Below are 23953 nucleotides of genomic sequence, written 5' to 3' on the forward strand. Positions count from 1 at the left end.
GCTTCAAACGACTCCGGCCAGAGCTTTCCCTAGTGGAACTGCTGCGCCTCGGTGGAACCCACCAGGGCCAGTGTCGACGCCACTCCGCCGCTGATGGCCTGGGCCACCTCGTCGAAGTAGCCGGTGCCCACTTCGCGCTGGTGCTTGGTGGCCGTGTAGCCACGCTCTTCGGAGGCGAACTCGGCCTCCTGCAGGCGCGCGTAGGCCGTCATGTGCTCGGTGCGGTAGGCGTTGGCCAGTTCGAACATGCCGTGGTTGAGGCTGTGGAAGCCCGCCAGAGTGATGAACTGGAACTTGTAGCCCATGGCGTTCAGTTCCTTTTGGAACGTCGCGATCTCCTCGTCCGAAAGCTTCTTCTTCCAGTTGAAGGAGGGCGAGCAGTTGTAGGCCAGCAGCTTGCCGGGGAACTCGGCGTGCACGCCCTCGGCGAATTCGCGGGCCTCTTTCAGGTCCGGCGTCGAGGTCTCGCACCAGATGAGGTCGGCGTAGGGCGCGTAGGCCTTGGCCCGGGCGATGGCCATCTGGACGCCGCCCGTGATGCGGTGGAAGCCTTCGGGCGTGCGCTCGCCCGTGAGGAAGGGCCGGTCCCGGTCATCGATGTCGGAGGTGATGAGGCGGGCCGAATCGGCGTCCGTGCGGGCGATGATGAGGGTGGGCACGTCCATGACGTCCGCCGCCAGGCGGGCCGCCACGAGGGTGCGGATGAAGTGGCCCGTGGGGATGAGCACCTTGCCGCCCAGGTGGCCGCACTTCTTTTCGCTGGAGAGCTGATCCTCGAAGTGGACGCCCGCGGCGCCCGCCTCGATCATGCCCTTCATCAGCTCGTAGGCGTTCAGGGGTCCGCCGAAGCCCGCCTCGGCATCCGCGACGATGGGCAGGAACCAGTCGCGGCTGATGCCACCCTCGCCGTGCTCCACCTGGTCCGCCCGCTGGAGCGCGCCGTTCAGCCGCTTCACGAGGGCCGGCACTGAGTTGGCCGGGTAGAGGCTCTGGTCGGGGTAGGTCTGACCCGACAGGTTCGCGTCGGCGGCCACCTGCCAGCCCGAGCAGTAGATGGCCTTGAGGCCGGCCTTGGCCATCTGCACCGCCTGGCCGCCGCTGAGGGCACCGAGGGCGCGGGTGGCGTCGTCGTTCTGGAGCAGCTTCCAGAGCTTGCGCGCGCCCATCTGGGCCAGGGTGTGCTCGATGCGGAGGCTGCCGCGGAGCTTCTTCACGGTCTCGGGACCATAGGGTCGGGTGATGCCCTCCCAACGGTGGGTCGAGAAATCGTCTTCGATGGGGGGGATGGGGAAACGGGGGGTCATGGCTACCTCGAAAAGGTTTGGGGTGGTGTGATGTCAAAGATTGACTTATTCTTTCGCCAGTCAATGAAGAGCTGATTTGATAGGGGTTGAATTGAAAATTTTAGTCAAGTCAACTTTTGTGATTTGTAAATTCATGTAAACGAGGTCCCATGCCCTCCGCCGCCCCCAGCAAGCCTGCCGCGCGCCTCGGCGCCAAGATCCGCCTCCTCCGCCGCCAGGAGGGCTTGAGCCAGGTCCAGCTGGCCGAGGCCCTGAGCATCAGCCCCAGCTACCTCAACCTCATCGAAGGAAACAAGCGCCCCCTCACGGCCCCCCTGCTCATCCGCCTGGCCCAGCAGTTCAAGCTGGATCTGAAGGCCCTGGCCCCGGAGGAGGACCAGCGGCTTTCCGACGACCTCATGGAGGTCTTCGGCGACCCCCTGTTCGAACCCATGGGCCTGCAGGCCCAGGACGTGCGCGAGCTCGTCCAGAACAACCCCCAGCTGGGCCGCGCCGTCTTCGAGCTGTACCGGGCCTACCAGCACAGCCAGGACAGCCTCGGCACCCTGTCGGCCAAGCTCAGCGACGGCCAGGGCTACGACCCCGAGGCCACCCGCCTTCCTTCGGAGGAGGTGGGCGACTTCATCCAGCAGACCATGAACCATTTCCCCGAGTTGGAAACCGCGGCGGAATCCCTCTGGACCAGCCCCGGACTGGATGAGAACAACCCCTACCCGGGCCTCGTATCCGCCTTCGAGGCGCGCGGCATCCAGCTGCGCATCCACCGCGTCTCCGAGGGCCCGGGCCTGCTGCGGCGCTTCGATCCGGACCGCCGCACCCTCAGCCTCTCGGAGCTATTGCCCCAGCGCAGCCGCACCTTCCAGCTGGCCCATCAGCTCGCCCTGCTCGATCACAGCGACCTGCTGGACCGCCTCACGGATCATCCGCAGCTGCGCACATCGGCCTCCCGCGGCCTGGCCCGCGTGGCGCTCGCCAACTATTTCGCCAGCGCCGTGCTCATGCCCTACGACCGGTTCTTCCGGGCGGCCAAGCTCGAGCGCTACGACATCGACATCCTGGCCCGCCGCTTCCAGGCCAGCTTCGAGCAGGTCTGCCACCGGCTGACAACGCTGCGGCGCCCGGGCGCCGAAGGCGTGCCCTTCCACTTCCTGCGGCTCGACATCGCCGGCAACATCTCGAAGAGCTTCTCGGCCTCGGGCATCCGGTTCGCGCGCTTCTCGGGTGCCTGTCCGCGCTGGAACGCCCACGCGGCCTTCCTCACCCCGGGCCTCATCCGCACGCAGATCAGCGAGATGCCCGACGGGCGCAAGTACTTCTGCATCGCCCGCACCCTGCAGAAGGACACGGGTGGCTACCGCGGCCAACACGCCATGCAGGCCGTGGGTCTGGGCTGCGACATGGGCCACGCCAAGGAGCTCATCTACGCCGACGGCCTGCGCCTCGATCAGCCCCCCGTGCCCATCGGCGTCACCTGTCGCCTCTGCGAGCGCACGGACTGCGAACAGCGCGCCTTCCCGCCCCTGCAGCAGGCCTTCAAGGTCGAAGAGAACCTTCGCCGCACCAGCTTCTACGCCCGCATCGAGGGGCAATGAAACAACCTGATTTTCGATTAGAACTACTCGACTACGGGTTTCCGCTCATAGCGGCGGATATCGAGTTTGGCCCGACCAAAGTTGATTAGAAGGCATATGGGTTTTCCGGTGGCCTTCAGGTAGTTGAGGCACTGGGCGGTGTAAAAGTCCGCATGGTCGCGGGTGGCTTTGAGTTCGATGATCACGGCCCCTTCCACGACCAGGTCTGCAACAAAATCGCCCACGACAATGGCGTCGTAGCGGACTTCGATGCCTTGCTGCTGAATGACGGAGAGGCCAGCCTTCCGCAATTCGTGGGCCAGGGCGTTCTCGTAGACTTTCTCGAGAAAGCCTGGCCCCAACGAGTTGGCCACCTGGTAGGCACACCCGATGATCCGTTCCGTCAGGGAATCGTCGATGCTCACATCTGGCTCCAAGAAATTGTTAGCCAGGATGAAGGAGATGAACGGGAATGGGAAAGATGCCTTGTAGTTAAATCCCCTTTATCCCCTTCATCCGGGCAAAAGAAAAACGAGTCGGAATGCGGTTTTAACCCCGCCCTAGCCGCCCTGCAGGTTCTTCGATCCACCGGTGCACCAGCGCGGCACCGAACACGGCCAATGCCAGCGCCAGGTTGAAGCCCCACTGACCCGCCAGGTGCGGCGCCACCAGTTTCATGGTGAAAGGGTGCAGCAGGTAGAGGCCGAAGCTCCAATCGCCGAGCCGTGACAGGAGCTTGCCGAACCGGCCTGGCTCGACGTTTCGCGAGAAGGCCGCGATGGCCACCAGGCCCGTCACCGTCAGCAGGTAGCGGTAGCGGATCCAACCCGTGAGGGCCACCAGGTGATCGAAGAACTGGGGCGCGGGGCGCAACAACACCCACAACAGCGGAAGGGCCAGGAGCAGTGCCAGCTTGGGTTCAAGCCGCCTTTCCGTGGCTTGATGACATCCCGCCAACAGGCCGCCCCAGGCCAACAGGAAGACCTGGTTGGGCGCCAGCACGTAGGTGTGGAAACGATTCCAGCGCTCCTGATCCATCACGCCGTGAAGCGTCGAAGGCAGGCTCCACATCCACAGCCCCAGCGCCAGCGCAAACAGAAAGACCAGTCCACCCCGGGGGCCGGCCTTCTCCCGCAACCAGGCCAGGGCCGGGTAGGCGAAGTAGAGCAGTGCCACCAGGCCCACGTACCAGCCACCCGTGACCAGGGCATGGTTGGGGTGGATGGCGCCGAAGGTGAGGGTGAGGTTTTCGAGGATGAAGCGCAGCGAAGGCTCGGGCCCCATGCCCAGGTGGAAGATCACGTTCAAGGCGCAGACCAGGTAGAAGACCGGCGCCAGCCGCAGGAAGCGCCGCAGCCAGAAGCGGCCGACGCCCTCCTTCTGGATGCGCGGCCAGGAGGCCGTGCGGAAGAGCAGGAAGCCGCTCAGCACGAAGAAGGCCGACACGCCGTAGTTCCCCAGCTTGGCGATGGCCATGTTCTCGCCCGAACCTGAGCGCGTCAGATCGAACCAGACGCTGAGGTGGTACACCGCCACGCACAGCGCGAGAATGCCGCGCAGGGGATCCAGCAGGCCGAGGCGCGGAGAAGCGGCTTTCACGGGCACGTCAGCCAAACAGCCTCCAGGACTTCAGGGAAACAGGAACACCGATGAACCTTGATCAGGATAGGGCCCAAGCCGCTCGCTACAGTTTTTCTTTCCTGGAAAGAGGTCCGGACCCAGCTAACCCCATCTCCCGAACCCCTCGTAGCACCCTGACCAGCCATCCACGACCTTCCTGTGGACCCTGCCCCGGAGTCCCATGCGATTTGTTCCCGTTTTGATGCTGTCCGCAGCCCTCGGCGGTTTCCTGCAGGCCCAGGCGCCTGCCTTCCCCTCGGCTCCCGGTGCCACGACGACAGCCGGAGCCATGGATGCCTACCTGCAGACCTTCTTCAAACCCACAGCTCCCGGCGCCGCCGTGCTGGTGCTGAAAGAGGGCCAGGTTCTGCTGCGCAAGAGCTATGGCCTCGCCAGCCTGGAACTGGGGGTCCCCATGAAGCCGGACTCGATCTTCCACGTGGCTTCCGTGGGCAAACAGTTCACCGCCGCAGCGATCTTGCGGTTGGCGGAACAAGGCCAGGTCGACGTGAAAGCCCCGGTCCGTCGCTACCTGCCGGAGGTCCCGGCCGCCTGGGCTGCCATCACGGTGGAGCACCTGCTCACCCATACCTCCGGCATCGACAACCTCTGGAACGACCCCGCCTTCCAGCGCCGCGAGCGGGAAGACCTCAGCCCTGCACAACTCCTCGCGGTGGCCCAGGCGAAGCCGCTGCTTTACGAACCCGGCACCGGTTTCACCTACGCCACCGTGAACTACACCCTGCTCGCCATGATCATCGAACGGCAGGCTAAACAACCCTATGCCGAGTACGTGGAAGCTCAGTTCTTCAAACCCCTCAGCATGAGCCACACCACCTTCGATCAGACCCCGAACCTCGTGCCCGGCCTCGTGCAGGCCTACGTTTCGGGTCCGAAGCCCGCTCCCTACATCAGCCCCAAACTGGGGTTCGGGGGTGGTTCCTTCTACTCCACCACCGAGGATGTGGCCCGCTGGACCCTGGCCCTCCAGCAAGGGAAAGTCCTCTCACCTGCCAGCCTCAAAGCCATGACCACGGCCTTTTACCTGAAGGACGGTGGGAACACGCATTACGGCTACGGCCTGCGTCCCCACGGAACGCCGGCGAATCCCTACCTTCAAAGCAACGGAGACATTCCAGGTTTCCATTCCGAAGTGGTTTACCAGCCAAAATCGGGCGTGCTTGTCACCATTCTCCAGAACGGCGAAGGCCTGGATATCAGCCTCGACTCCATGGCGAAGCGCGTCGCAGCCTTGGCCAACGGAACCCCTCTCGTGGAACCCAAGGCCGTCAGACTGTCTGAAGGTGAGCTCAACCGACTGTGCGGCCAGTACGCGAATGGATCCCGGATCCGCACCATCCGACTGGAGAAGGGCCGCCTCGTCAGTGCCTTCCCCAACAGCCCCGCGGATCCCATCTCTCCGCTGTCACCCACCGAGTGCTTCTTCGATGAGGAGCCCGATCTCCGCCTCCGCTTCGAACTGAAGGATGGTCGTCCCTCCAGCGTCCTGCTGACATGGGATGACCGGGCCCCAGGCCCGGTCTACCACCGGATTCCCTAGCGCCTAGCGGTAGGTCACCACGCCGGTACCCTTCACCAGGCGACCCATGACCCAGGCAGGTTCTTCGGCTTTGTGAAGGTCGTTCAGCACGTCCTCGACGCGATCGGCCTTCACCACGAGCACCATGCCCACCCCCAGGTTCAGGGCCTGGCGGGCGTCGTCGATGCCGAGGCCGCCCTTCTCCATGAGGAAGCGGAAGAGGGCCGGGATCTGCCAGCTGGCCGTATCGATTTCCGCGTTCAGGGTTTCGGGCAGCACGCGGGGGATGTTGTCCGTGAGGCCGCCACCGGTGATATGAGCCATGGCCACCAGCTTGCCCGCCTTCACGAGGGGCATGACCTGGCTGAGGTAGCTGCGGTGGATGGCCAGCAACGCTTCGGCCACGGTGCGGTCGGTGCCGGGTAGCTTGTCGTTCACGTCGAGCTTTTCCAGATCGAAGCAGACCTTGCGGGCCAGGGAGTAGCCGTTGGTGTGCAGACCCGAGCTGGGCAGGCCGATGAGCACGTCGCCCTCACCCATGGCCTCCAGACGCGGCAGCAGGTCCGCCTCGTCCACCACGCCGACGATGGTGCCGGCCACATCCACCTCACCCTCGGCGTAGACGCCGGGCATCTCGGCCAGTTCGCCGCCGATGAGGGCCGAGCCTGCATTCTTGCAGGCGGTGGCCATGCCCTTCACGATCTGTTCGATGACTTCGGGTTCCAGCTGCTGGGCGGCGATGTAGTCGAGGAAGAAGAGGGGCCGGGCGCCCTGAACGAGGATGTCATTGATGCAGTGGTTGACCAGATCCTGGCCCACGGTGTCCCAGATGCCGGCTCGGCGGGCTACCTTCATCTTGGTGCCCACGCCGTCCATGCTGCTCACGAGGATGGGCTTGGCTTCGGGGAAGCGGGCGTCGAAGAGACCGCCGAACAGGCCGATGTCGCTGCGGACGCCGGGGGTCTTGGTGGCCTTCACGTGGGGCTTGATGCGGCGAAGCGCCTCGTCCTGGCGGTTGATGTCCACGCCGCTGGATGCGTAGCTGACCTTCTGGCTCATGGCCCCTCCCGAATCCTCCATGATCCCACAGGGCTCTTTCCTCCCCCAGGCCAAACCTCGGGGTGGAAAAGGCCTATCTTGGAGGGTGCCATGGGTCCCCTCGCCGTCGCCTCCCTCGCTCCGGCCACCTTGAGTGCCGTCAGCCCCCTCCGCCCAGTCCAGAACGTGGGCCAGAACACGGGTGCGGCGCGGGCCACCGCAGTGACGGGACAGGACTTAGCCCAGGACATCTTCCAGCGGACCTTCCAGGCCGCCGCCACCTTCCCCGTGGCCGAACCCGCCACCGGGACCGCGGGCCTGCTCCAGGACGCCACCGCCTCCCTGCTGGCGGCCCTGAACGCCCCCCAGCCCGCCGCGGATACGACCACCGCCACCGAGGCTGCCACCCAAGCCACCGCCCCGACGGCCACCAACCCCACGATTGGGGACACCACCACGACCACGGCGCCCTCGCCCACGCCGCCCGCCCTCACCCTGACGGACCTGCCGGCGGCCCAGGACAGCCTTGGCACCAGCCTGAGCGCCGATTTCGCCCTCCAGACCGCCCTTCGCTTCGGCGCGAACGTGCTCGGCGGGACCGCGCCAGCCCAGGCGACCTCCGAGGGCACGGGCCTCGTGCGGGATGCCACCACCGTCCTTCGTACGGGGAACGTCCAGCCCCATGCGGGCGGCCCGGGCCCCGAGGCCTACCAGCTGCGGAATCCGGCGGCCGTCCAGCAGGCCATCCGCACCTACCAGGCACCCCCGGCCCTCGAGCAGCCCGCGGGTCTGGACCTCCTGGTCTGAACTGTCAGGACAGCAGGACCCATAGCAGAGCCGCCACGATGACCAGGATCCACCAGTGGAGCGCCCGGTTCCCAAGGGCGTACGCGGCCTCACGCGCGGAAGGCGAAAGGGGGGCGGCGGACATGGGGCGGGACGGATCCTCGGGCATGAACCCTCCGTCCCAAGGGAGCCGGATCCCTGGTCAAAGGTTGAAGTCGCCCTGAAAACGCCTCATCCTTCCGGTCCGACCTGCCGATGAGCGGGGGTCGGAAAGGAGGGGCTCGTGAACGTGAACGCCATGGGCGCCCTCAGCGCCTATACCTACCAGAGCGCCCTGACGCAGACCGGCAGCACCAACCAGGCCCTCAGCCAGGCTTTGGCCGCCAGCCAGGCCCAGGTGAACGACCTCAACTCGTTGTTTTCCAGTGACGGCGCCATCGACCCCCTGGCTTCCCTGAGCGGCGCCTCCGCCCTCCAGGACATGTCGACCCTGACCTATTCCGCCGCGGCGGCCTCGGGCAACGGTTCCACCGCCCTGCAGGCCCTGGTGAATGCCCAGGGCAGCAACCTCGGTTCCCTGTTCTCCAGCTCCGACAGCCTCTCCGTATCCGAGGCCGTGCTCTCACCGAGCACCGCCGAGGCGCTCGCGCGGTACGCCTACGACCAGAGCCAGAACCAGACCGCCTCCACGGCCCAGACTTCTGCCCAGACCGCCGCCCAGGCCGTCGCCTCGGGGCAACAGGCCCTCTTCAATTCGAGCCTGGACCTGCTGGGCTAGCGGGATCGCCGCACAGGAAAACCAGGACGGCTCGCGCCTGTCCCTGGGCGTAGACTGGCAGCACCATGACCGACCAGCCCTTTGCCCACGTCGACCGCACCGCATCCGAGGCCGCCGTGAGAGCCCTGCTTCGTGGCCTGGGACAGAATCCTGACGCGCCGGAACTGAGGGATACCCCGGCCCGCGTGGCCGAATTCTGGGCCGAGCGGCTGGCGGGATATGGCATCGACCTCTCCGCCGAACTGAAGCCCCTGCCCGGCGACCTCGCGCCCGTGCCCGTCATCCTCGAACGCATCCCCTTCGTGAGCACCTGCGAGCACCACCTCGCCCCCTTCGAAGGCCACGCGACCATCGGCTACCTGCCCGGGGCGGGCGGCACCGTGGGCCTGTCCAAGCTCGTGCGCGTGGTGCAGGCCTATGCCTGGCGCCTGCAGGTGCAGGAGCGCATGGCCCAGCAGATCGCCGAGGCCCTCCAGACCTACTTGCGCCCCGCGGCCTGGGGCGTCCAGCTCCTGGCCGTCCACACCTGCATGGGACACCGGGGCGTGAAAACGCCGGACGTGCCCGTGCGGACCACCCTCCTGGGCGGGCCCTGGGAAGCGAATCCCCCCGTTCCCTTCCGGATCTAGGACCATGTTCACCGTCAGCTCCGACCCCGACCGCAACCGGCTCTACATCACGCTATCCGGTTATCTGGAGGGCCCGGAGCGCCAGGAGGTCACGAAGGCGGTTATGGCCGAAGCGGCCAAACTGGCGCCCGGCTTCGACGTGATCACGGACATCACGGGCCTTCACGCCACCAACAAGGACGGTCTCAAGGATTTCCTCCGCGCCAAGTCCGCCCTGAAGCTCAGGGGCGCGGGGCACACCATCCGGGTGACCCGGATTCCCCTCAGCCGCATCCAGCTCCAGCGCATTACCGAAGAAGCCGGCTACCAGCAGGATCACGCCGACAGCCTCGAGGAGGCCGACCGGATGCTCGATGCCCTGCGGGCCGACCGCCGGGTTCGAGCCGATATTGGCTCCTGAGGATCCGCGCCGCTCGGTCCGGGCCTCCTTTCCACGGTGATCCATGAAACCCACACCCAACGACCTTCCGATCTACCGCCTGCTGACGGGCCTCGACGACGCGACCTTCTGCCGCCGGGTGAGCGAAGCCCTGTCCCAGGGCTACGTCCTGCACGGGTCGCCGGCCCTCACCTTCGATGGGGAGAAGGTGATCGTGGCCCAAGCTGTCGTCTGGCCCCATCCCATCAAGCCCAAGGATGAGTCACCCACCTGAACCTTCCCGCCCCCCGCGCCTTCCAGGAGATCCCATGCGCCGAGCCCTTGTCCCCGCCCTGACCTTCCTTCTCTCCACAGTTCCCGCCTGGGCGGAAGGCGGACTGGACGCCTTCCTCCGCCAGGTGAACGTCCAGGCCCGGGCGGATCTGAACGGTTTCTCCGCCAAGGTGAGCGCCCAGTTCGGTGTTCCCGAAGCCCAGGTCCGGGTCGTGCTCGGCAAGGTGAGCGAGCCAGCGGATGCGTTCATGGTCTTCCAGCTCGGTCAGATGACCCGGCAGCCCACGGAATCCGTGATGCGGGTCTACCAGACGGGCAAGGGCCGCGGTTGGGGCGCCCTGGCCCAGGAGCTCGGGATCAAGCCGGGCTCGCCGGAATTCCACGCCCTCAAGCGCGGCGATCTGCATTTCGGCACGGATTCCGGGGATCAGCCGGGCGCCAAGGGGCACGGCAAAGGCAAGGGCCACGGGAAGGGCAATCACTAGGGTTCTCCGGCGATGACCATCCTCCGTGCCCTGCTCGCCGATATCACCACGCTGCAGGTGGAGGCCATCGTCAACGCGGCCAACGGCTCGCTTCTGGGCGGAGGCGGCGTGGACGGGGCCATCCACCGCGCCGCGGGGCCCGAGCTGCTGGCGGAATGCCGCGGGCTGGGCGGCTGCCCCGTGGGTGAAGCCAAGCTCACCAAGGGCTACCGGCTGCCGGTGAAGTACGTCATCCATGCGGTGGGTCCCGTGTGGCGGGGCGGGACCCAGGGCGAGCCCGACCTGCTCGCCTCCTGCTACCGCCGCTCGCTGGAGTTGGCTGAGGAGCACGGCCTACGCAGCCTCGCCTTCCCCGCCATCAGCACGGGCATCTTCGGCTATCCCGTCGAGGCCGCGGCCACCGTGGCCCTCGAGGCGGTGCGGGCCCATCTCGCCCGGGGCAGCGGGCTCGAGGAGGTTCTTTTCTGCTGTTTTTCCCCTTCGGACCTGGCCGTCTACGAGCGGCGGCTCCAGACTCGGAGCACCTAGACCGGAGGGGCCATGCACTACCTGCTGATGTACGAGGTCGGCCGGAGCTATCTGGAGCGCCGCACTGAATTCCGCGACGAACACCTGGCGCTCGCCTGGCAGGCGCACGCACGGGGCGACCTGGTGCTGGGCGGAGCCCTGGCGGATCCGGTGGATGGCGCCGTGCTGCTCTTCCAGGGTGATTCGCCCACCGCCGCCGAACGCTTCGCCGCGGAGGATCCCTACGTCCTGCACGGGCTCGTGACGCACTGGCGCGTGCGCCCCTGGATCACGGTGGCGGGCACCGACGCGGCCACGCCCATCCATCCGGCCTGAGGCCGAGCCGTCACGGTCGGGTCGGGGGCAGCCCATGGCATCTCCCTCCAGTCCTGGCACAATCGCCCCCATGTCCCTGCCCACCCCTGAACTGAAGCTCGGTTACGACCTGTTCTCGAAGCTGCTGAACTGGGCGGCCGGGAAGCGGCAATCGAAGCGCCTGGAGGCCCTGAAGTCGGCGGCCTTCCAGGAGCTGCTCAAGGGCGATGCCGCGAACCTGGACCTGGTGGCCTCGGTGCTCAAAGAGATCCACAAGGCCGCCGACACCTCCGCCAAGGCCATCCGCCTGGAAAACCTGTACGACACGGCCACCCATCCTCCCAAGGCTCGCAAGCCGGAACGCCGCCGCAAACCCGTGAAGAAGGACCCGGTCTCCAAGGGCTGAGCGGACCACCAGGACAGGGCCAGTCCCCATGTTGAAATGGAGCCTCGGAGTTCCCATGTCGATCAAGCCGCTCGCAGGTCTGGCCCTCATCGCCCTCGGGGCGGCGGCGCTGGCCTGGCCCGAACTCAGCTACACGAAGCAGACCCATGACGCCAAGCTGGGCCCCCTGGAATTCACGGTGAAGGAGAAGGACACGGTGCGCCTCCCCGTATGGCTGGGCCTGGCAGCCATCGCCGGGGGCACGGTGCTGGTCTGGAAGCGGAAGGCCTGAACCATGCGCATCCTCGCCCTGTCCGGCAGCCTGCGGGCCCAATCCCTGAACACCCTGCTGCTGCGCGAAGCGGCCCGTCTCGCGCCTGAGGGCCTCACCTTCGCCTTCTGGGAACGCCTCGACGACCTGCCCCACTTCAGCCCCGAGCGGGACGAGGATCCGCTGCCTGCCTCCGTCGCGGAGCTGCGTGCCCTCATTGCCGAGGCCGACGCCCTGCTCATCTGCACGCCCGAGTACATCCACGCCATGCCCGCGGTGCTGAAGAACCTGCTGGAGTGGATCGTGTCGTCGGGCGTGTGCGTAGGCAAGCCCACGGCCGCCTGGAGCGTGTCGCCCTCCATGGAAGGCGGCGCCAAGGCCCACGCCTCGCTCGTCCACACGCTGGAAGTGATGTCCGCCAAGGTGGCCCACGGGGCTTCACTTAGCCTCACCCTCGCCCGCTCGGGCCTGGATGGGGAAGAACACTTGAAGGACCCCGCGCAGACGGCCTCCCTGCGCGCTGCCATCCAGGCCCTCATCGATTCGGTCGAGGCCGCGTGAACGGCGAGCCCTCCGAGATCCGCATCTTCGTGGATGCCGACGCCTGTCCCGTGAAGGATGAGGTCTTCCGCGTGGCCACGCGCTGCGGCCTGAAGGTGTTCGTCGTCTCAAACTCCTCGCTGCGCCTGCCGCGCAACCCGCTCGTCGAGGCGGTGGTGGTGGCCAAGGGCCAGTTCGACGGCGCCGACGACTGGATCGTCGAGCAGATCACACACCGCGACATCGCCGTCACGGCCGATATCCCCCTGGCCGCGCGCTGCCTGGAAAAGGGCGCCCGGGTCCTGGACGCCAAGGGCCGCGTGTTTTCACCCGATTCCATCGGCGATGCCCTGGCCAGCCGCGAACTGATGGCCCACCTAAGGGCCATGGGCGAGATGGGCGGCGGCCCCCCGCCCTTCACCGCCCGGGACCGCTCCACCTTCCTGCAGCGCCTGGACGACCTGATCCAGGCGCAGCGCCGCGCGAGGCGCTAGACTCAGGTGAGGGCCCCGCGGCTTGAACCCTTTTCGTGATCGGATGCGCCATGGCCAGAACGCCCAACTACAACTTCGAGAAGCGGCAGAAAGACCTGGCCCGTCAGAAGAAGAAAGAAGAAAAGCTGCAGAAGAAGGCCCAGAAGAAGGAAAAGACTGACGAAGAGGGCGGCGAGACTGAAGCCGGTACCGAGACCAGCGAATCGCCCGAGCACGACTAACAGGTAGGCAGCACCCCTCAGCCCAGCCAGCGCGACAGGCTTGGCGCCAGCAGCACCAGGGCGACGCCGGCGAGGATCATGGTCAGGCTGGCCACGACGCCTTCTTCGGAACCCAGTTCGCGGGCCTTGGCGCTTCCGGCGGCGTGGGCCGCGGCGCCGAAGAGGGCCCCGCGCGCCATCCGGGAGCGGAGGGGCAGGAACGCGAGTACCGCCTCGCCAAGCACCATGCCGCAGACGCCCGTGATCACGACGAAGAGGGCCGCCAGGTCCCGCGTGCCGCCCAGCTGCTCCGTGGCGGCCAGCGCGAAGGGCGTCGATACCGAGCGGGTCAGCAGGCTGCGCGAGAGTTCGCGATCCAGGTGGAAGAGCCGGGCCAGGCCCCAGCTCGTCAGCAGGCCGAAGACCACGCCTGCGATCACGCCGGCCCCGAGGGAATAGGCGTGGCGCCGGATGAGGGCGCGGTACTCGTAGATGGGCACGCCGAAGGCCACGGTGGCGGGCCCGAGGAGCCACAGCAGCCAGCGAGTGTCGGCGAAATAGGTGGCGTAGGGGATGCGGCCCAGCGCCACGAGGAGGATCAGCAGCAGCGGCGCCAGCACCAGGGGCGCGCACCACCACCAGCCCAGGCGCGCGTAGAGCCGCTTGGCGCCGAGGTAGACACCCACGGTCGCCAGCAGGCAGAAGAGGGCGGGCAGACTCGAGAGCAGGTGACTCATCTGGGATCCCCGCCCTGCCTGAGCCTCAGGCGGCGCTCCCAGCGGAAGACGCGCTCGACGACGAGGGCCGTGCCCACCATCACCGCCACCGTGCCCACGAGGATCACCACCAGGAGCTGCCACCCCGCCTTGAGGATCACCGAGGGGTACTGCACCACCGCCACCACGGCGGGAATGAAGAAGAGCAGCATCTCCGCCAGCAGCCAGTCCGCTCCTTCCTTGATCCAGGCCAGGGGCAGGAGCCCCGTGTGGAGAAGCAGCACCAGGGCGCCCAGCGCGAGGACGCTGCCAGGGATCGGCAGGTGCAGCCCGCGCGCGGCCTGATCGGCGGCCCACCAGAGCGCCACCAGCCCGAGCACCTGCACCAGCGCCCGCAGGCCCGGATGCAGGGTCAGGGCCGAGGTTCCTTCGGGCTCAGAATCGATCGGAGGTGGAGGTGGTTCTTCGGCGGGCCCATTCACACCCCCAGCCTACCGGAGGCGCCTCATCCCCGGGGCCGGATCGGGGAAGATGGATCTGCGGAAGGAGATCCCATGCAGCCCGAGCGCCCCCTCATTCGCCCCGCCGCAATCGAGGATGCCGATCGGCTCGCGGACCTCTCAGGCCAGCTCGGCTATCCCGCCTCGCCCGCCGAGATCCTGGACCGCCTCCGCCGGATCGCCGCGCGTGAGGATCAGCAGGTGCTCGTCGCCCTGCTGCAGGGCCAGGTGGTGGGGTGGGCCCAGGTGGGACGGGCCCTGTCCCTGGAATCGGGCCTGCAGGCCGAGCTGCTGGGGCTGGTGGTGGACGAGGCCCACCGCGGACGGGGAATCGGCCAGGTGCTGGTGGCCGAGGCCGAAGGCTGGGCCCAAGCCCAGGGGCTGCCCGCCCTGCGCGTCCGCTGCAACGTCCTGCGCGAGGCCACCCACCGCTTCTACCGCCGCCTCGGGTACAACGAAGCCAAGCGGCAGGTCGTCTTCCGGAAAACCTGGTGAGCCGGATTTCCTGAAGGCCAGGTCTCGACATATCGGGAATAGGACTCGCGACCCGCCGGGAATCGCTTCTGCATTCAACCCGTCAAAGAATCTCAAACCAATTCAAAAACGGGAGTTATTGCTTTGGCACAGAGATGGCTCTACCTTGATGCCGCCGTTCGCGGCCCACAGGAGACGCCATGTCCTTCACCGAATCCAAGACCCACCAGAACCTCAAGGCCGCCTTCGCCGGCGAAAGCCAGGCCAACCGGCGCTACACCTGGATGGCCCAGGTCGCGGAGAAGGAGGGCCTTCCCGAAGTGGCCGCCCTTTTCAAGCACAGCGCCGATGGCGAAACGGGCCACGCCCTGAAGCACCTCATGTTCCTGGCCGCCCAGGCCGGTGACCCCGCAACGGGCCTGCCCCTGGGCGACTCGCTCACGAACCTGAAGTCCGCCGTGGCCGGCGAGACCTACGAATACACGGACATGTATCCCGAGTTCGCCCGGGTGGCCCGGGAAGAAGGCCACACCGAGATCGCCGCCTGGTTCGAAACCCTGGCCAAGGTCGAGCGCTTCCACGCCGGCCGCTTCCAGGACGCGCTCACGCGGCTCCAGTCCGGCGCCATCTCCGCGCCCGACGCCGACATCGCCAAGCACATCTGAGGCCGCCATGAACCTCGTCTTCGACCCCTCCACCGAGCGCACCCGGTACGAGGCGCGCCAAGCCTTCCTGGCCCGCCAGGAGGCCCTGCGCCTGGATCTGGCGCTGGGCATCACCTACCAGCCCGAGACCGCCGAAAGCGTCGAGGACCAGGTCGTGGAGACCCTCTGGGCCGAAGGCCTGACCTTGAAGACCGCGCCGCCCGAGGATGTGGCCGAGGCCCGCGCCTCCTTCGCCGTGCTCGCGCCCCGCCGCGAGCCCGGCGGCCAGAGCCTCGTCGCCACCTTGTTCCTGGGCTTCCCCGACGAGGTCCGCGAAGCACGGCTGGCGGCCCTCCAGCAGTTCCCCGATCAGCTCGCGCTGGAGCTGTCGGATGGCTCGCGGGCCTGGCCCCTCGTGGACCGCGGCGCCGCCGGTCCTGAAGACCGGCTGCCGGCGGTGCTCGCCCTGCGCTACTTCATTCCGGACGGCTGCCGCATCGCCGCCCTCGTCTCCAATCACGCCGACGTCTCCGGCCGCTGGCCCGCGCCCGCCGCCTGGGAGACCTGGCCTTCCTGAGGAGATTCCATGAACCACGCCGTCACCGATCATCTGAATGTCGAACTGGCCACCGCCTTCGTGCTGGCCCTCAATGCGAAGCGCTACCACTGGACCGTCAGCGGTCCGCATTTCCGCGATTACCACCTGCGCTTCGAGGACCTCTACGCCGCCGCGGACGGGACCGTGGACGAACTGGCCGAGCGCATCCGCATGCTGGGCGGTGTGCCCCTCCACACCCCCTCCCAGATCGAGGCCCGGACCAAGGCGGCCATTTCGAATCCGGCCCTCCAGATGAGTCCCCACACCATGCTGAAGGAGGCCCTCGGCAACGAGGAGGCCACCATCGCCCTCATGCACGAAGGCATCGAACTAGCCAACGGCGCCGGCGATCCGGGCACCGCAGACCTGCTCACCCGCTTCGTGCAGGTGCATCAGAAGGAGGCCTGGTTCCTGCGGGAAATGCTCGGTTGATAGCAGACCCGGGCCTGAACATTGTGCCTGTTTCATCCAATTTCCGACTTTTTCAGTAAACTACTCGTCCGCGCCCCGCGCACCCAAGGAGATGACCATGGCCTACACCGCCAAGTCCTATGACCACTTGAAGGGCGGCGCCCTGAAAGGGCTCAGCGACGCCCAGCTCGACCAGCACTTCACGCTCTACAAGGGCTACGTCACCAAGCTGAACGAGATCGAGGAGAAGCTGGCGACGGTGGACAACACCAAGCCCAACTACTCCTTCAACGAGTACAGCGAGCTGAAGCGCCGCGAGGCCGTGGCCTTCAACGGCTCCTTCCTCCACGAGCTCTACTTCGAGAACCTTGGCGCGGACAGCGACGTGAGCGCCGGCCTGAAGGCCGCCCTCGACGCCGCCGGCGGCCAGGACAAGGTCATCGCCGACCTCAAGGCCACGGCCATGGGCGGCCCCGGCTGGGCCCTGCTCACCCGCAACCGCCGCGACGGCAAGCTGCACACCTACTTCGTCGCCGAGCACCACCTGGGCCTGCCCATCGAGCAGGACCTGCTCGTGGTGCTGGACAGCTGGGAGCACGCGTTCATGGTCGATTACGGCATCGCCCGCGCGAAGTACCTCGATACGTTCGTTGAAAACATCAAGTGGAGCGAAGTCTCCAAGCGTTTCGGCAAGTAAGGACGCGGGCGGCAATGCGCCGCTCAACGCGTGCTCGTGGTTGGGCCCCTTCGGGGGCCCGCCTTTTTCTTCCGGTCGCACACCTCCGTCTATCGCACAGCGCCTAGCACTGTGCTCCCAATCGCTTGCCCCTTCAGGGCTGCGCTCTTGGAGACGGAGCCTCCATGGTCGATTACGGCATCGCCCGCGCGAAGTACCTCGATACGTTCGTTGAAAACATCAAGTGGAGCGAAGTCTCCAAGCGTTTCGGGAAGTAAACACACGCGGTTGACACCTCTCAGCACGCACTCAAGGTGGGGCTCCTTAGGGGCCCCGCTTTTTTCTTGCGGCGTCATACTCTGGGCATTCTTTTCGGGAGGTCGCGATGGCACAGAAAGGACATTCATCAGTCGAAGAAGTCCTGCTCGGGCCCGGCCTCTTCCGGTTCCTGAAGGATCTGAAGGCGCACAACGACCGCGAGTGGTTCACCGAGAACAAGGCGCGGTACGAAGCCGAAGCCCGCGATCCCATGCTGCGGCTCATCGGCGCCTTCAGCGGCCCGCTGTCCGCCATCAGCCGCCACTTCATCGCCGATCCGCGCCCCACGGGCGGGTCCATGTTCCGGATCTACCGCGACACGCGCTTCTCCAAGGACAAGAGCCCCTACAAGACCCACCTGGCGGCCCACTTCCCCCACCGCACGGTGAGCGCGGGAGGCGTCCACGGGCCGGGCTTCTACCTTCATCTGGAACCCGGCGGAAGCTTCGCCGGCGGCGGCCTCTGGCACCCTGATGCCGATTCGCTGCTCAAGGTCCGCCAGGCCATCGTCGCCAAGTCCGCGGCCTGGAAGACCCTCCGCAAATCGGGCCTGGAGATCGAGGGCGAGGCCCTCATGCGGGTTCCCCAGGGCTTCGCCGCGGACCATCCCTTTGCCGAGGATCTCAAGCTCAAGGACTTCTACATCACCACCGGCTTCACCAACGCCCAGGTGCTCGCGCCGGACTTCGTCGACCAGGTGGCCGCGGCCTGCCGGCAGGCGGGTCCCCTCGTGGCCTTCCTCTGCAAGGCCCTGGACCTGCCCTGGTAGCCCATCTCCGGAACGCCGCAGTTCATGCGCGTTTGCGCAGGTCGTCGCCGGCTTCCCGCGCGAGGGCCCGGCAGAGCTCCGCGGTCACGTCGTCCCCGGGGAAGCAGCACTCGATGTGCAGCTCGTCGAGGGTCACGTCCCGCGGGGTTCCGAAGGTGGTGATGGTGGAGAAGAAGCGGAGCTCCCCATCCCCCTGGTGGAACACCGTCGTCAGGAGCGGCTGGGGCGCCGAATCGAGCTCGCGCACGCGCCAGCGCGCGGGCACGCCGGGATAGCTCAGGGCCTCGTCCAGCAGCCGCTTCGCGGTCATGTCCGATGGGGAGGCCGCCACCACCTGGTGCAGGTGGTGGATCAGGTCTCCCGCGACGTCCTCCCAGTTCGCCAGCACGGAGCGCAGGTCCCCGGGATCGAAGACCTGTCGGATCATGTTGGCGTGGACGCTGGCCCGGCCGCCCATGACGAAGGTGCCGAATCGCGACGCCGCGCGGTTCGCCCTCAGGATGTCCCAGTGCCGGTTGAGGACGAAGGCGGGATAGGGTTCCTGCTGCTCGAGGATGTATTCGATGGCCCGGCGCACCCGCGCCAGCTCCGGCGTGCCCAGGGCTGTCTCGGGGTACTTCGGCGCGTAACCCGCGGCGACGAGCAGGGCGTTGCGCTCGCGCAGGGGCACGTCGAGCGTGTCGGCCAGCCGCGCGATCAGCTCCCGGCTGGGCTGGGCCTTGCCCGTCTCCACACAACTGAGATGGCGGGCGGACACCTCCGCCTCCAGCGCCAGGTCGAGCTGGCTGAGGCGCCGGGCGGACCGCCATTCCCGCAGCAGCAGGCCCACGTGCGCCGGAAGGCTGGACTGGGGCGAACGGGATGCGGTGGCCTTCATCGGGCCATTATGCGATCCACGGGGATAGCTGTCATGACCTCGGAGGTCAAGGCGTCCTGACCTCTGCGGTCATTGCTCACGGTTTCCGTGCGCTTGACCATGAACCCGCCCCGTCCCCACGTGAAAGGACGGGCCCCTTCGAGGAGTCGACATGCGACGCAGGAACGTCATGGGCCTCACCGCCGCGCTGGTGGCGGTGGGTGCGATCTCGGGCTGTCTTCCCCACCCGAAACCGGACACGGGTGCCCCTTCCGGCGCTCACGCACCGATGGATGCCGCCGCCTTTCATGCGGCCCGGCGCTTCGCCGAAACGCCTTTTGGCCGGATCGCCTACGTGGAGAGCGGGTCCGGCCCGGCCGCGCTGTTCCTCCACGGTTTCCCACTCAACGGCTTCCAGTGGCGGGGCGCGCTGGATCGGCTGTCGCCCTACCGCCGCTGCATCGCCCCGGATTTCCTGGCCCTGGGCCATACCGAGGTGGCCGCGGGCCAGGGCGTCGCCCCCGCCGATCAGGCCGCCATGCTCGTGGCGCTGCTGGACAAGCTCGGCGTCGCTTCCGTGGATCTGATCGCCAACGACAGCGGCGGCGCCGTGGCCCAACTCCTGGTGGCCCACCACCCCGAACGCGTCCGCACGCTGCTCCTGACGAACTGCGACGCCGAGCCCGACTGCCCGCCCCCGGCGATCCGCCCGGTCATTCAAATGTCCAAGGCCGGCACCTTCGTTGATGCCGTGCTCGGGCCCCAGCTCGCCGACAAGGCCCTGGCGCGCTCCCAGAAGGGCCTCGGCGTGGCCTATTCCGATCCGGCCCACCCCACCGACGAGGCCCTCGAATGCTACCTGGGCCCGACCCTGAGTTCGGCGAAGAGGAAGGCCGAATGGCACGCCTACGCCATCGCCCTCGAGGCCAACGCCCTCGCGGGCATCGAACCCGCGCTCCGGCGCAGCACGGTGCCCGTGCGCATCGTGTGGGGCATGGCGGACACGATCTTTTCGCGCGACAGCCCGGCCTACCTCGATCGCACCTTCGGCCATTCCCTCGGCGTGCGGCGCCTTGAAGACAGCAGGCTGTTCTGGCCCGAGGAGCGGCCCGACGTGATCGCCGAGGAGGCCCTCCACCTCTGGGGCATCCGCTAAGCCCAAAAATTGCCCGATCCCCTCCCCCATCCAAATCTCGGATCCCGGCGTATGCATCTGTGTCCCCCTCCCCACCGGGTGGATGGCGGGAATGATGGCCGGGATCCGGGTTCACCCGGGAGGAGGGGGCATGAGTTCGCAGATGGATCGACTGACCTTCATCAAGGCCCTGGGCATCGGTGGCGCGGTGTTCGCTACCGGGCTGCCGGGCTTCGCGGAAACGCTGGGATCGCCGGCCCAGGCGAAGGCGTCGGACTTCTACTTCGTGCAGTTGACGGATACGCACTGGGGCTTCGAGGGCGCCAAGGCCAACCCCGATGCGACGGGCACCCTGCCCAAGGCCATCGACGCCGTGAACGCCCTCGACCCTCAGCCCGACTTCGTCATCTTCACCGGCGACCTCACCCACATCACGACGGATCCCGCGCAGCGCCGCAAGCGCATGGCGGAATTCAAGGCCCAAGCCGCGCGGCTGCGGGCCCCGCAGATCCGCTACCTGCCCGGCGAACACGATGCGGGCGATGATCACAGCGAGGCCTTCCGCGAGGCCTTCGGGCCTTCCCGCTACGCCTTCACCCACAAGGGCATCCACTTCATCGCCCTCGACAACGTGTCCCAGGAGGGCTCCATCCTCGGCGAGGAGCAACTGCGCTGGTTCGCCGCCGAGCTGGATCGCGTGCCGAAGGAGGCGCCGCTGGTGATCTTCACGCACCGTCCTCTCTTCGACCTCTACCCCGATTGGGACTGGACCACCACCGACGGCGCAAAGGCCCTCGATCTGATGAAGGCCCACCGCTTCGTCACCGTGTTTTACGGGCACATCCACCAGGAGCATCACCACACGACGGGCCACATCCAGCACCATGCGGCCACCTCCCTGATCTTCCCCCTGCCCGCGCCGGGATCCGTGCCCAAGCGCGCGCCCGTGCCCTGGGATCCGGAGCATCCCTACCGGGGCCTGGGCTTCCGCCAGATCCACGCCCAGCCCAAACACGTGAAGGAGGATCAGCTCGCCCTGTCCGAAAAGGCGCTGGCCGACAGCCTCAAGACCGCGGGGACTCACGCATGACTCCGAAGCCCTCCGAAGATGAAGCGACCATCCAACCCCGTCGCGCCTTCTGCGCCTCCCTCTGCGCCCTGATGGCCGCGGCCGCCCTGCCCGGCGGGGCCCAGACGCCCGCTTCCGCCGAAAGGCCGCCAGATCCCCATCCCCTGAAGCTCACGGAGGCCACCCGCGCCCAGATGAGCCCCGGCCGGGTGCTGGACTACCGCAAGCTCGGAGCCTTCTACCTGATGGCCGATGCGCTCGGCGTCTTCGCCCTCACGGCCGTCTGCACCCACCGCGGCTGCCTCGTGCTGTCGGAAGGTGCCACGGGCTTCGGGTGCCCATGCCACGACAGCGCCTACGATTTCCAGGGCGAAGTCACGGAGGGCCCCGCCCAGTTCCCCCTGAAGCATCTGGCCGTCACCGAAGCCGAACCCGGCGGCCTGCTGCAGGTGGACGTGTCCACCACCGTGCCCCCTGACACGCGGCTTTGATGGGGCTGGCCGAAGCACACGACCGGGGCGAGGATGGAGGCACCATGTCCACGCCGCCGCTTCCCGCCCCTGCCGGTCCCGCCGGAGAAGAGGACGCGGCCCTGGTCGCGCGGGTGCGCCAAGGCCACGAAGAAGCCCTGCAGCAGCTGCACCGCCGCTACGCGCCCCTGATCTTCCACCTGGCCTGCCGCGCCCTCGATCGCGCCGCTGCCGAGGAGGTGGTCCAGGACACCTTCCTCGCCCTGTGGCGGCGGGCCTCCGATTTCGATCCCGCGCGCGGATCCTTCCGCACCTGGCTGGTGAGCATCGGCCACCACCGAATGCTGGACGAACTGCGCTCCCGTTCGCGGCGCCCCCAGGTCAGCGGCGAGCCCCTGCTGGATCAGGAGGTTCTTTCGGCGGAAGATCCGCTTCCCGATGAAACCCTGTGGCGGGAGTACCAGCGGGAGGCCGTGTCCGGCGCCCTCGCGGCCCTGCCCGAGCCCCAGCGCGCGGCCCTGCGCCTGGCCTTCTTCGCCGACCTCTCCCACCAGGAAGTGGCGAGGGCCCTGAAGGTGCCCCTGGGCACGGCCAAGACGCGGATCCGCAGCGGCCTGCGGCTGATGGAGCGCCACCTCGGCGGCCTGGTAGCCTTCCTGCTCGTCGCCCTGGGCGGCGCGGGCACCTGGGTCTACCGCCGCCACGCAACCGGCGACGCGCAGGAGCAGCGGGCCGTCCACCTCCTGGCCGACAGCCAGACCCGGGCCCTGCGCCTGCTTCCCGACACGCCCTCACTCGCGCCGGAAACAGGCCTGCACGCCACCTTCCGCGGCGCGCCCGGCGCAGGCCTCGCCGTGCTCACCCTCAGCCATTTCCCGCAGCCGCCCGAAGGCGCGCATCCCGTGCTTTGGCTACGCAGCGCCCAGGGATGGAGGCATCTGGACCTGCGCGCCCCCGATCCCAATGGGACCTCCCTCCAGATCCTCGAAGCGCCCTGGATGGCCGAGGCCTGGCCCCTGGAACTGCGCATCACCCTCGAAGCCCGCCCGGCCAGCGAGCCTGCGGGCGCTTCCGTCGTGGCCTGGAGGGAAGCCGGCGCGACTCAGCCCAACCTTCAGCCCACCACTCAGCCCGCCAATCAGCCCGCATTGCCCTGAGCGGACCGCGAGGACCGCAGCACGGCCCGGAACACCTCTTCCACGCCCTGGGGATCGAGGTTCGAGGCCTTCGCCCATTCCCGCCGCGCCTGCAGCTGGGAGGCCTCGCGCTCGGGATCGTGGATGGGCAGGTGCAGCTCGGCCTTGGCCCGGCCCGCGCGCAGCACCAGCTCCGTGCGCCGCGCCAGCAGGGCCACCAGCTCGCGGTCCAGCACGTCGATGTGATCGCGGACCTCCTGCAGCGCGGGGGACTTGGTGCCCAGATCCGGAATGGAAAGCTGCTCATCGGCGCCGCTGACGGCCGCTTCCGCCAGGCTTTGGTGGACGGCCGACAGGGCCTCCAGCAGGCCCTCGCGGGCCCCGGCGGCGAAGGGGTTCTGGTTCTGCAGGGCCGCGAAGAGGTGGCCCGCGTCCTCCCGCACGGATTCGAGCGTGCGCGCGATGGCGTGAAAGGAGGGCGGCGTGAAGGGCAGGTCCGCCCCGGCACCCACGGCCAGCAGGCCCTTGGCGATGAAGAAGGTGAGCGCGTGGGTCGTGGCCATCACGCGATCGTGATCCTCGGGGTTCTGTCGCAGCACCTGGCAGCCCAGGCTTTGGAAGAGGCTTTGAGCGGCGTCCGCGGCTGCCGGGTGATGCGAGGAAGGACACAGCACCACCCGCAGGGGCCGCTCGGCGCGCGCCAGACTCACGGGCCCGAAGAGCGGGTGGGTGCCCGCGTGGGGAATGACCGCGCCGAGGTGTTCTTCCAGCAGGGCGCAGGGCCCCACCTTCACGCTGCAAACGTCGAGGACGAGCTGACCGGGACGCAGACGGGGCCGCAGTTCCTTCAGCGTTGCGCCCAGCGCCGGCACGGGCATGGCGAGCACGAGGGTGTCGGCCCCGTCGACCAGATCGGCCCGGCTGCCGGCCCGAAGCTCGCCGGGCACTTCAACCGCGGGATCCCAGGCCCGATATGCATGGCCGGCCTCGCGGAGCAGCGCGCCCAGCGCCCTCCCGAAGCGACCATAGCCCAGGATGCCGATGCGCATGGAATCTCCAAAGTCAG

General features: G+C 67.7%; 35 protein-coding genes. 26 read left to right on the plus strand and 9 right to left on the minus strand.

Going from position 1 to position 23953, the window contains the following annotated elements:
- Positions 1-29: 29 nt before the first annotated feature.
- The gene (aceA, locus tag QSJ34_RS14305) at positions 30-1304 is read right to left on the minus strand and encodes an isocitrate lyase (protein ID WP_285576413.1); all 1275 of its coding nucleotides are present in this window, start codon (positions 1302-1304) and stop codon (positions 30-32) included.
- A 149-nt stretch (positions 1305-1453) separates the two neighbouring features.
- Here aceA and QSJ34_RS14310 point away from each other — a divergent pair, with 149 nt between their 5' ends.
- Positions 1454-2896 (plus strand): helix-turn-helix domain-containing protein, encoded by a 1443-nt coding sequence (locus tag QSJ34_RS14310; protein ID WP_285576415.1) that lies wholly within the window; start codon positions 1454-1456, stop codon positions 2894-2896.
- Positions 2897-2919: 23 nt separating this feature from the next.
- On the opposite strand, the gene QSJ34_RS14315 is transcribed toward QSJ34_RS14310, so the two are convergent.
- Positions 2920-3300, minus strand: coding sequence for a GxxExxY protein (locus QSJ34_RS14315; RefSeq protein WP_285576417.1), 381 nt, complete (start codon positions 3298-3300; stop codon positions 2920-2922).
- 124 nt (positions 3301-3424) lie between these two features.
- The gene (locus QSJ34_RS14320) at positions 3425-4480 is read right to left on the minus strand and encodes an acyltransferase family protein (RefSeq protein ID WP_285576903.1); all 1056 of its coding nucleotides are present in this window, start codon (positions 4478-4480) and stop codon (positions 3425-3427) included.
- 196 nt (positions 4481-4676) lie between these two features.
- On the opposite strand from QSJ34_RS14320, the gene QSJ34_RS14325 reads away from it, so the two are divergent.
- Complete coding sequence (locus QSJ34_RS14325) at positions 4677-6056, plus strand: serine hydrolase domain-containing protein (protein ID WP_285576418.1); 1380 nt, start codon at positions 4677-4679, stop codon at positions 6054-6056.
- Between the two features lie 3 nt (positions 6057-6059).
- Here QSJ34_RS14325 and purM read toward each other — a convergent pair whose 3' ends face one another.
- Entirely contained in the window at positions 6060-7094 is a 1035-nt protein-coding gene (gene purM / locus QSJ34_RS14330; RefSeq protein WP_285576420.1) for a phosphoribosylformylglycinamidine cyclo-ligase, read from the minus strand.
- Positions 7095-7184: 90 nt separating this feature from the next.
- On the opposite strand from purM, the gene QSJ34_RS14335 reads away from it, so the two are divergent.
- Positions 7185-7880: a hypothetical protein gene (locus tag QSJ34_RS14335; RefSeq protein WP_285576422.1), complete on the plus strand. Its 696-nt coding sequence runs from the start codon at positions 7185-7187 to the stop codon at positions 7878-7880.
- A 4-nt stretch (positions 7881-7884) separates the two neighbouring features.
- Here QSJ34_RS14335 and QSJ34_RS14340 read toward each other — a convergent pair whose 3' ends face one another.
- Positions 7885-8028, minus strand: coding sequence for a hypothetical protein (locus QSJ34_RS14340; RefSeq protein WP_285576423.1), 144 nt, complete (start codon positions 8026-8028; stop codon positions 7885-7887).
- A gap of 114 nt (positions 8029-8142) precedes the next feature.
- Between QSJ34_RS14340 and QSJ34_RS14345 the strand changes: the two genes are divergently transcribed.
- From QSJ34_RS14345 to QSJ34_RS14400, 12 genes are all read left to right on the plus strand, one after another.
- Positions 8143-8637, plus strand: a complete 495-nt coding sequence (locus QSJ34_RS14345) for a hypothetical protein (protein ID WP_285576425.1) — start codon at positions 8143-8145, stop codon at positions 8635-8637.
- A gap of 65 nt (positions 8638-8702) precedes the next feature.
- Positions 8703-9266 carry a GTP cyclohydrolase I gene (folE, locus tag QSJ34_RS14350; protein WP_285576427.1) on the plus strand — a complete coding sequence of 188 codons (564 nt, stop codon included), beginning with the start codon at positions 8703-8705 and terminating at the stop codon, positions 9264-9266.
- Positions 9267-9270: 4 nt separating this feature from the next.
- Positions 9271-9666 (plus strand): hypothetical protein, encoded by a 396-nt coding sequence (locus QSJ34_RS14355; RefSeq protein WP_285576429.1) that lies wholly within the window; start codon positions 9271-9273, stop codon positions 9664-9666.
- Positions 9667-9709: 43 nt separating this feature from the next.
- Positions 9710-9919: a DUF1737 domain-containing protein gene (locus tag QSJ34_RS14360; protein ID WP_285576432.1), complete on the plus strand. Its 210-nt coding sequence runs from the start codon at positions 9710-9712 to the stop codon at positions 9917-9919.
- A gap of 34 nt (positions 9920-9953) precedes the next feature.
- Positions 9954-10403, plus strand: a complete 450-nt coding sequence (locus tag QSJ34_RS14365) for a hypothetical protein (protein WP_285576433.1) — start codon at positions 9954-9956, stop codon at positions 10401-10403.
- A 12-nt stretch (positions 10404-10415) separates the two neighbouring features.
- The gene (locus QSJ34_RS14370) at positions 10416-10931 is read left to right on the plus strand and encodes an O-acetyl-ADP-ribose deacetylase (RefSeq protein ID WP_285576436.1); all 516 of its coding nucleotides are present in this window, start codon (positions 10416-10418) and stop codon (positions 10929-10931) included.
- 12 nt (positions 10932-10943) lie between these two features.
- A complete protein-coding gene (locus QSJ34_RS14375) occupies positions 10944-11246 on the plus strand; it encodes a YciI-like protein (protein ID WP_285576438.1) in 303 nt (100 codons plus the stop codon).
- 70 nt (positions 11247-11316) lie between these two features.
- Positions 11317-11631: a hypothetical protein gene (locus QSJ34_RS14380; RefSeq protein ID WP_285576440.1), complete on the plus strand. Its 315-nt coding sequence runs from the start codon at positions 11317-11319 to the stop codon at positions 11629-11631.
- A 55-nt stretch (positions 11632-11686) separates the two neighbouring features.
- On the plus strand, positions 11687-11902 hold the full coding sequence (locus QSJ34_RS14385; protein WP_285576442.1) for a hypothetical protein: 216 nt from the start codon (positions 11687-11689) through the stop codon (positions 11900-11902).
- Between the two features lie 3 nt (positions 11903-11905).
- On the plus strand, positions 11906-12442 hold the full coding sequence (locus QSJ34_RS14390; RefSeq protein ID WP_285576444.1) for an NADPH-dependent FMN reductase: 537 nt from the start codon (positions 11906-11908) through the stop codon (positions 12440-12442).
- A complete protein-coding gene (locus QSJ34_RS14395) occupies positions 12439-12915 on the plus strand; it encodes a YaiI/YqxD family protein (RefSeq protein WP_285576446.1) in 477 nt (158 codons plus the stop codon). Before QSJ34_RS14390 ends, QSJ34_RS14395 begins: the two co-directional genes overlap by 4 nt.
- A 50-nt stretch (positions 12916-12965) precedes the next feature.
- Complete coding sequence (locus QSJ34_RS14400) at positions 12966-13136, plus strand: hypothetical protein (RefSeq protein WP_285576448.1); 171 nt, start codon at positions 12966-12968, stop codon at positions 13134-13136.
- A 17-nt stretch (positions 13137-13153) separates the two neighbouring features.
- Here QSJ34_RS14400 and QSJ34_RS14405 read toward each other — a convergent pair whose 3' ends face one another.
- Together QSJ34_RS14405 and QSJ34_RS14410 are read right to left on the minus strand one after the other, a co-directional pair.
- Positions 13154-13852, minus strand: coding sequence for an LrgB family protein (locus tag QSJ34_RS14405; protein ID WP_285576450.1), 699 nt, complete (start codon positions 13850-13852; stop codon positions 13154-13156).
- Complete coding sequence (locus QSJ34_RS14410; protein WP_285576452.1) at positions 13849-14313, minus strand: CidA/LrgA family protein; 465 nt, start codon at positions 14311-14313, stop codon at positions 13849-13851. The genes QSJ34_RS14405 and QSJ34_RS14410 overlap by 4 nt, the downstream gene beginning before the upstream one ends.
- A 72-nt stretch (positions 14314-14385) precedes the next feature.
- On the opposite strand from QSJ34_RS14410, the gene QSJ34_RS14415 reads away from it, so the two are divergent.
- The 7 genes from QSJ34_RS14415 to QSJ34_RS14445 all read left to right on the plus strand — a co-directional run bounded on the left by QSJ34_RS14415 (position 14386) and on the right by QSJ34_RS14445 (position 18221).
- Entirely contained in the window at positions 14386-14826 is a 441-nt protein-coding gene (locus QSJ34_RS14415) for a GNAT family N-acetyltransferase (RefSeq protein ID WP_285576456.1), read from the plus strand.
- Between the two features lie 179 nt (positions 14827-15005).
- The gene (locus QSJ34_RS14420; RefSeq protein WP_285576459.1) at positions 15006-15470 is read left to right on the plus strand and encodes a rubrerythrin family protein; all 465 of its coding nucleotides are present in this window, start codon (positions 15006-15008) and stop codon (positions 15468-15470) included.
- A 7-nt stretch (positions 15471-15477) separates the two neighbouring features.
- Positions 15478-16026 carry a DUF3501 family protein gene (locus tag QSJ34_RS14425; RefSeq protein WP_285576463.1) on the plus strand — a complete coding sequence of 183 codons (549 nt, stop codon included), beginning with the start codon at positions 15478-15480 and terminating at the stop codon, positions 16024-16026.
- 9 nt (positions 16027-16035) lie between these two features.
- Complete coding sequence (locus QSJ34_RS14430) at positions 16036-16479, plus strand: Dps family protein (protein WP_285576466.1); 444 nt, start codon at positions 16036-16038, stop codon at positions 16477-16479.
- A 97-nt stretch (positions 16480-16576) separates the two neighbouring features.
- Positions 16577-17155, plus strand: a complete 579-nt coding sequence (locus QSJ34_RS14435; protein WP_285576469.1) for a Fe-Mn family superoxide dismutase — start codon at positions 16577-16579, stop codon at positions 17153-17155.
- A 125-nt stretch (positions 17156-17280) separates the two neighbouring features.
- Complete coding sequence (locus QSJ34_RS14440; RefSeq protein ID WP_285576471.1) at positions 17281-17412, plus strand: Fe-Mn family superoxide dismutase; 132 nt, start codon at positions 17281-17283, stop codon at positions 17410-17412.
- A gap of 107 nt (positions 17413-17519) precedes the next feature.
- Positions 17520-18221, plus strand: a complete 702-nt coding sequence (locus tag QSJ34_RS14445) for a DUF2461 domain-containing protein (RefSeq protein ID WP_285576473.1) — start codon at positions 17520-17522, stop codon at positions 18219-18221.
- Between the two features lie 22 nt (positions 18222-18243).
- Here QSJ34_RS14445 and QSJ34_RS14450 read toward each other — a convergent pair whose 3' ends face one another.
- The gene (locus tag QSJ34_RS14450) at positions 18244-19098 is read right to left on the minus strand and encodes a helix-turn-helix domain-containing protein (protein ID WP_285576474.1); all 855 of its coding nucleotides are present in this window, start codon (positions 19096-19098) and stop codon (positions 18244-18246) included.
- 151 nt (positions 19099-19249) lie between these two features.
- Between QSJ34_RS14450 and QSJ34_RS14455 the strand changes: the two genes are divergently transcribed.
- The 4 genes from QSJ34_RS14455 (at position 19250) to QSJ34_RS14470 (ending at position 22908) form a co-directional block, all read left to right on the plus strand.
- Complete coding sequence (locus tag QSJ34_RS14455) at positions 19250-20233, plus strand: alpha/beta fold hydrolase (RefSeq protein ID WP_285576487.1); 984 nt, start codon at positions 19250-19252, stop codon at positions 20231-20233.
- 130 nt (positions 20234-20363) lie between these two features.
- Positions 20364-21302 carry a metallophosphoesterase family protein gene (locus QSJ34_RS14460; RefSeq protein ID WP_285576489.1) on the plus strand — a complete coding sequence of 313 codons (939 nt, stop codon included), beginning with the start codon at positions 20364-20366 and terminating at the stop codon, positions 21300-21302.
- Positions 21299-21772 (plus strand): QcrA and Rieske domain-containing protein, encoded by a 474-nt coding sequence (locus tag QSJ34_RS14465; protein WP_285576490.1) that lies wholly within the window; start codon positions 21299-21301, stop codon positions 21770-21772. Before QSJ34_RS14460 ends, QSJ34_RS14465 begins: the two co-directional genes overlap by 4 nt.
- 44 nt (positions 21773-21816) lie before the next feature.
- Positions 21817-22908, plus strand: coding sequence for an RNA polymerase sigma factor (locus QSJ34_RS14470; protein ID WP_285576492.1), 1092 nt, complete (start codon positions 21817-21819; stop codon positions 22906-22908).
- Here the strand turns inward: QSJ34_RS14470 and QSJ34_RS14475 are convergent.
- Entirely contained in the window at positions 22890-23936 is a 1047-nt protein-coding gene (locus tag QSJ34_RS14475; RefSeq protein ID WP_285576495.1) for a prephenate dehydrogenase/arogenate dehydrogenase family protein, read from the minus strand. The genes QSJ34_RS14470 and QSJ34_RS14475 overlap by 19 nt on opposite strands.
- Between the last annotated feature and the right edge of the window lie 17 nt (positions 23937-23953).

The organism is Geothrix limicola (assembly GCF_030268085.1).
In the GTDB taxonomy this organism is placed as follows: Bacteria; Acidobacteriota; Holophagae; order Holophagales; family Holophagaceae; genus Geothrix; species Geothrix limicola.

Coding starts and splice junctions, on each gene's coding strand:
- aceA (WP_285576413.1), bottom strand. CDS start 1,304: ATGACCCCCCGTTTCCCCATCCCCCCCATCGAAGACGATTTCTCGACC.
- QSJ34_RS14460 (WP_285576489.1), top strand. CDS start 20,364: ATGAGTTCGCAGATGGATCGACTGACCTTCATCAAGGCCCTGGGCATC.
- QSJ34_RS14420 (WP_285576459.1), top strand. CDS start 15,006: ATGTCCTTCACCGAATCCAAGACCCACCAGAACCTCAAGGCCGCCTTC.
- QSJ34_RS14310 (WP_285576415.1), top strand. CDS start 1,454: ATGCCCTCCGCCGCCCCCAGCAAGCCTGCCGCGCGCCTCGGCGCCAAG.
- QSJ34_RS14400 (WP_285576448.1), top strand. CDS start 12,966: ATGGCCAGAACGCCCAACTACAACTTCGAGAAGCGGCAGAAAGACCTG.
- folE (WP_285576427.1), top strand. CDS start 8,703: ATGACCGACCAGCCCTTTGCCCACGTCGACCGCACCGCATCCGAGGCC.
- QSJ34_RS14435 (WP_285576469.1), top strand. CDS start 16,577: ATGGCCTACACCGCCAAGTCCTATGACCACTTGAAGGGCGGCGCCCTG.
- QSJ34_RS14470 (WP_285576492.1), top strand. CDS start 21,817: ATGTCCACGCCGCCGCTTCCCGCCCCTGCCGGTCCCGCCGGAGAAGAG.
- QSJ34_RS14375 (WP_285576438.1), top strand. CDS start 10,944: ATGCACTACCTGCTGATGTACGAGGTCGGCCGGAGCTATCTGGAGCGC.
- QSJ34_RS14335 (WP_285576422.1), top strand. CDS start 7,185: ATGGGTCCCCTCGCCGTCGCCTCCCTCGCTCCGGCCACCTTGAGTGCC.
- QSJ34_RS14380 (WP_285576440.1), top strand. CDS start 11,317: ATGTCCCTGCCCACCCCTGAACTGAAGCTCGGTTACGACCTGTTCTCG.
- QSJ34_RS14360 (WP_285576432.1), top strand. CDS start 9,710: ATGAAACCCACACCCAACGACCTTCCGATCTACCGCCTGCTGACGGGC.
- QSJ34_RS14405 (WP_285576450.1), bottom strand. CDS start 13,852: ATGAGTCACCTGCTCTCGAGTCTGCCCGCCCTCTTCTGCCTGCTGGCG.
- QSJ34_RS14385 (WP_285576442.1), top strand. CDS start 11,687: ATGTCGATCAAGCCGCTCGCAGGTCTGGCCCTCATCGCCCTCGGGGCG.
- QSJ34_RS14340 (WP_285576423.1), bottom strand. CDS start 8,028: ATGCCCGAGGATCCGTCCCGCCCCATGTCCGCCGCCCCCCTTTCGCCT.
- QSJ34_RS14455 (WP_285576487.1), top strand. CDS start 19,250: ATGCGACGCAGGAACGTCATGGGCCTCACCGCCGCGCTGGTGGCGGTG.
- QSJ34_RS14355 (WP_285576429.1), top strand. CDS start 9,271: ATGTTCACCGTCAGCTCCGACCCCGACCGCAACCGGCTCTACATCACG.
- QSJ34_RS14365 (WP_285576433.1), top strand. CDS start 9,954: ATGCGCCGAGCCCTTGTCCCCGCCCTGACCTTCCTTCTCTCCACAGTT.
- QSJ34_RS14425 (WP_285576463.1), top strand. CDS start 15,478: ATGAACCTCGTCTTCGACCCCTCCACCGAGCGCACCCGGTACGAGGCG.
- QSJ34_RS14325 (WP_285576418.1), top strand. CDS start 4,677: ATGCGATTTGTTCCCGTTTTGATGCTGTCCGCAGCCCTCGGCGGTTTC.
- purM (WP_285576420.1), bottom strand. CDS start 7,094: ATGAGCCAGAAGGTCAGCTACGCATCCAGCGGCGTGGACATCAACCGC.
- QSJ34_RS14390 (WP_285576444.1), top strand. CDS start 11,906: ATGCGCATCCTCGCCCTGTCCGGCAGCCTGCGGGCCCAATCCCTGAAC.
- QSJ34_RS14450 (WP_285576474.1), bottom strand. CDS start 19,098: ATGAAGGCCACCGCATCCCGTTCGCCCCAGTCCAGCCTTCCGGCGCAC.
- QSJ34_RS14415 (WP_285576456.1), top strand. CDS start 14,386: ATGCAGCCCGAGCGCCCCCTCATTCGCCCCGCCGCAATCGAGGATGCC.
- QSJ34_RS14475 (WP_285576495.1), bottom strand. CDS start 23,936: ATGCGCATCGGCATCCTGGGCTATGGTCGCTTCGGGAGGGCGCTGGGC.
- QSJ34_RS14465 (WP_285576490.1), top strand. CDS start 21,299: ATGACTCCGAAGCCCTCCGAAGATGAAGCGACCATCCAACCCCGTCGC.
- QSJ34_RS14430 (WP_285576466.1), top strand. CDS start 16,036: ATGAACCACGCCGTCACCGATCATCTGAATGTCGAACTGGCCACCGCC.
- QSJ34_RS14445 (WP_285576473.1), top strand. CDS start 17,520: ATGGCACAGAAAGGACATTCATCAGTCGAAGAAGTCCTGCTCGGGCCC.
- QSJ34_RS14370 (WP_285576436.1), top strand. CDS start 10,416: ATGACCATCCTCCGTGCCCTGCTCGCCGATATCACCACGCTGCAGGTG.